At 66.6% G+C, this 4,415-nt stretch carries 1 protein-coding gene; it reads right to left on the bottom strand.

All coding sequences use genetic code 11. From position 1 onward, the window contains the following. Positions 1-273 precede the first annotated feature (273 nt). Complete coding sequence (locus G3446_RS25755) at positions 274-4,227, bottom strand: conjugal transfer protein TraG N-terminal domain-containing protein (RefSeq protein WP_164456526.1); 3,954 nt, start codon at positions 4,225-4,227, stop codon at positions 274-276. Positions 4,228-4,415 lie beyond the last annotated feature (188 nt).

Below are 4,415 nucleotides of genomic sequence, written 5' to 3'. Positions count from 1 at the left end.
GGGAGGCCCACCCCTCTCCCTCATGCAAAATGACTATTTAAAGGGGAAAATCCATCAGGGACGGTGGCCAGGCTCAGTTTGGTAGGCAGGATCCTATCCTCGCGCGGAGGTAGGCGCTGCGGGGCGGTGGTCGCTGGCGGATGATCGTTCTCGTATGTCCAGGAGCCAACCTTCCGGCCAGAGACCGACGTAGCTGTCGATCGGGCGATCGTTGTGCACTGGTCCAGCAGTCAGGTCTCTTCGCTCGGAACCGCGCCAAGGCGCATGACGCGCCTAGTCGCTGGCGGTCCGGACTGGGCGCGAGGGCGGCTCTGCGGAGACGGCCGACCTATCACCTGTGCGTATTCCCTCCAGTGTATCCATCACGCGGCCGTAATCAATCCGCGCAGCGTTGTTGCCCACCCCGGCGTGATAGCTGACATTCGAGGCGTCTTTCGGCAGACCGGCCCAGATGGCGGAGAGATTGTAGGCGAAGGTGGCGTCGTCCAGTGTTCCCCCCAGCCAGCGGTTGACGCCGGCGTCCCGGGCCAAGACCAAGGCGAGCCGGTCCTGGAGGGCGGGGGTGAAGTGCTCTTCGCCGCTGAGGTTTAGACGCTGGGTCAGGTCATCGAGGGTGTCGGGGATAATCTGATAGCGGCCGATGGCCGAGCCGCCGTTGCCTTGATCCAGCAATTGCGTCTGTAGTCTCCTCACGTCGTTGAGCGTCATCCCAGACAGATCTACGTCGCTCTGTTCCGCGTTTCCGAACCACGCGTTGTAGTTCCCGTGCGATTCCGGAACCGCCACGAGGTCGAGCACCCCTCCCAAAGGCCCGTCGGTCACATTCTCGTGGATCAGTGGCAGAGCGCCGACCTGGCCGTGAGGATGGAGGCCGGTCTCTCCCCAGCTCGCTCGGTCGACGGCGGAGCCCGCGGTAGACGGAATGACGACGGCCGCTGGGGGAATCGCCATGGGCACGAGCGTTCCGATGGCCGCGGGAGCGCCCGCGGGGTCGTCCGCGGCGGTTTGGTTATACCGGCTGATCAGCCGCAACGGCGAGTCGTCGCGCGAGGAGGCGGCGCGCTCGATGAGTGTCGCGATGTCCTGGCCGGCGGGACCCGACTCAGCGATGACCGCGCTCCGAGCGGCTTGATGGGAAGCGCTGGGGGCTAAGGCGAACAGACTCGTCTCCGAGGCCGCGCGATAGAGGTCCGTCTGCGCGGCGCTGAGCCCGACGTCCGCCACCTCGGCGAGCCGGGTGTCGATCATGGCCTGGCGGGCCTCGATCCAACCCGGCTCGCTGCCGGCGGCGTCGCGCCCGGCGCGGATCGCCGCATCGAGGCTGCCGCCGTCCATCCGGGCCTGACCGAAGGCACTGATGGCGGCGGTCACTTGATTGGAGACTCCACCCGTACCGGCGCCGATCAGGGCGCCCGTCTCGGCCAGCTGGATCATCAGACCGCCGAGCTCCTGCTGCGCGGTCTTGGCCGCTGTGCGCGGTAGTTGGGCCTGAAAGGCCATCTGCTGGGCGAGTTGGGTGCGCTGCTGCGCACGGAGCTGATTGGCCTGGAGGATGCCCTGGTCCGCGACGGATTGTCTGGCCGCGACGCCAACGCTGTCGACCATGGCGGGGGCGTTGGCGACCCGCGCGATGGTCCCATCGGCGTTGACCCGCATCGCGGCGAGACCCGACAGGATCTCCGGTCGGGGATCGTGCAGACCCGCCGCGCCGACTTCAGCCCGAGCCCCACCCATCGACGGGGATTGACTGGCCAGGCCCCGGTGGATGTCGGGATCGATCCCCTCGGGGATCCGCACGCCCAGCAGACCGGAATAGATCTCCATGGCGGCGGTCTCGGCCTGCTGCTTCTCGTTCGCCGTCATGGCATCGGCGCGGGAGCCGCCATAGAACCCGAGCAGCAGTCCCATGCCCGCAATTGCCCAGGCTTGCTCGGGCTGACCGACCACGCCCCCGGCGAGCAGCCGATCGGCTTGGGTCGCGGCATCGCCCGCCAGACCATGCCGCTGAATCGCGTGCTCCAAGCGGCGCGCCATTGCCGGCTGCTCGAGGAGCATCGCCGACGTCTCAATGGCGCTGAAGCTGGCATCGGTCCCGACCTGGCGTGCGAAGGTCGCGGCCTGCTCGTAGGTCCTCGAGGTGCTCAAGACATCCTGAGCGCTGCGGGTGAGCTGGGCGGTCTGGCTTTGGCTCAGCCCGGAGGTGAAGCTGTCACCATGGCTTTGCGTGATGTCGGAGGCCAAGCCTTCGGAGAAGGCTGCCCTGAGCTGGTGGTCGGTGGCGACTCGCTGGGCGATCTCCATGCCGATTTCGGCCGATTGGCTCTCCGTGACGCCATAGTTCTGCCGGATCTGACCCGCGAGCTCGGCGGCCAAAGCGGCGGTGACGGCAGCGCGGCGTGCAGCATCGGTTGTGCCTGTACCGTGGTGATCGTGGGCGCCGGCGGTCTTCAGCCCGGCGCTGAGCAGGGTTCCCATCTCCTCCTTGCGGAGGCCCGACGTACTGAATCGCCGCGACAGCTCCTCCGCGCTGTCAAGTACCGCCGCATCCGCCCGACTGTAGGACGCATCGAACTTCTGCCCCAGCGCATACTGGGTCGCCGTCTGCTGATTCGCCGCCGCCGACTGGGCGAACGCCTGCCCGAAGGCGCTCTGGAAGCTCTCCTGCGCCTGCTCGGCGCTCACCTCCGCGGAGCGCAAGGTCGCCTGCGCCGACTGTCCGGCCTTGAACGACCAGACCATCCCCTGGGCCCCTGGGGCGTGGGTGCCGCCGAGCGCCGTGGTCTGCATCAGTGGTCCGACGGTGCTGGCCGCACTCGGCTGCACCACGTCCGGGGCCGTGAGGCGCTCGTTGACGTGATCGCCGCTTTGCAGGCGGCCGGCCAGATGGGTCGCGGTGATGGCGCTGCCATAGATGAGCATCAGACTGATCGCCGGGGTCGAGGCGATCAGCAGACCGGCCGTGGCCAGATAGCTCTGGAGCAGCAGATCGCTCTCGTAGAGCGCCCGAAACGATGGCAGCACCGCGCTGTTCTGATCGGCCAGCGCCTCGAAGGCCCGTTGAGCGGTGAGGATCAGATAGAGATTGGAGACCGCCAGGACCGGCATCCACAGCTGAATCCAGAGCCCGAACAGCAGATACCTCCCGACCATCCGCACCCCGATCGGTCCCAGCCCGATCACGAAGGCCATGAAGGGGCCGATGGCGAAGATGAAGCCCTCGAAGTAGACCATCATCGGCTTCATGATGGCGACGAAGAGATTCTGCTCGGTCGCCCACTGGCTGTTGCGCTGCTGGATCGCCTGGCTGGTCTGGGTCGCCGCCGCCGTATCGCCGAGGTTGCGGTAGTGCTGGACCACGCCCTTCTCGAACATCGGCAGCAGCGCGGCCATGACCATGTACTGCTGGGCGTCGACCGCATCGCGCGACAGGGCGGTGAGGGCGCCATTGACACGGGTGTCGACCGCAGTCGCCTCGGTGCCGAGCTTGGCCGCCAGCGCTTGCCTGAATTTGGGCAGGAACTGGCTGTTGGTGTAGCTGCGCAGCCGACTGTAGGCGTCCACGCAGGGCAGCAGCTCACGGGTGGTGCCGAGCTGGATCTCGGTCGTCCCGGTCACGATCGGCGTCTGCAAGGCCCCATCCATGTCCGTCGCCTTCAAAATGGCATCCATGCTCGCCCCGTTGATCTGGCGGTCCACGCCATAGAGCACACAGTCGGCCACATAGTTGATCCAGGACTGCTCGACGTCCGCGCCCTCAGTCGGGCTGTTGGCGTCCCCCGTGGTCAGACGCGACAGCGCGGTCTTGCGCACCGTCGCCAGCACTTGCAGCGCATCGACATAGCCGTGCTCCGTCATGGTTGGCGTCGTGAAGACCTGCTCGAACAGCCGCGTCACCCCATAGCCGAGGTTCGACACCGCCGAGCCCACCACCGCCGGACCGAGTGGCACGTTGTCGACTACCCGCGCCGAGCCCGAGTAGGCCCCCTCGATGGTCACCGACACCGTCGGCACGAACAGCAGGGCATAGAGCAGGAAGGACACCAGCAGCCCCTGAAAGCGGATGCCCTGTGCACCCAGGGTCAGCCCCTGGAAGGCGATGATCAGCACCCCGATCAGAAAGCCGATGGCGACGAACTGGAGGAAATCCGCCGAGCTGAACAGCATGGCCACCGCATTGAGGACCTGCTGGAGGAAGACCGGGTCGCCGATCGAATAGATGGTCCACATCTCAGCGCGCTCCCGACACGAGCCCGGTCGCCCAGATTCCCCGGACGCAACCCCTACTCATGGCCCGGCTCCGCATCGCCCTGGCTCTCCCGGGCCTGCATCACGTCTAGATAGTGCCTGAACGAAAACCCCGTTCAATTCAGTGGCACACTCTGCCCTGGAATTAAACGAGGCAGGATCGACTTCGA

This window comes from Thiorhodococcus minor, from assembly GCF_010820565.1.
Classification (GTDB): Bacteria; Pseudomonadota; Gammaproteobacteria; order Chromatiales; family Chromatiaceae; genus Thiorhodococcus; species Thiorhodococcus minor.
This window is presented reverse-complemented; position numbering and strand designations above follow the sequence as displayed.

Excerpts from the sequence above, each read along its gene's own strand:
- G3446_RS25755 (WP_164456526.1), bottom strand. The coding sequence starts at position 4,227 with ATGTGGACCATCTATTCGATCGGCGACCCGGTCTTCCTCCAGCAGGTC.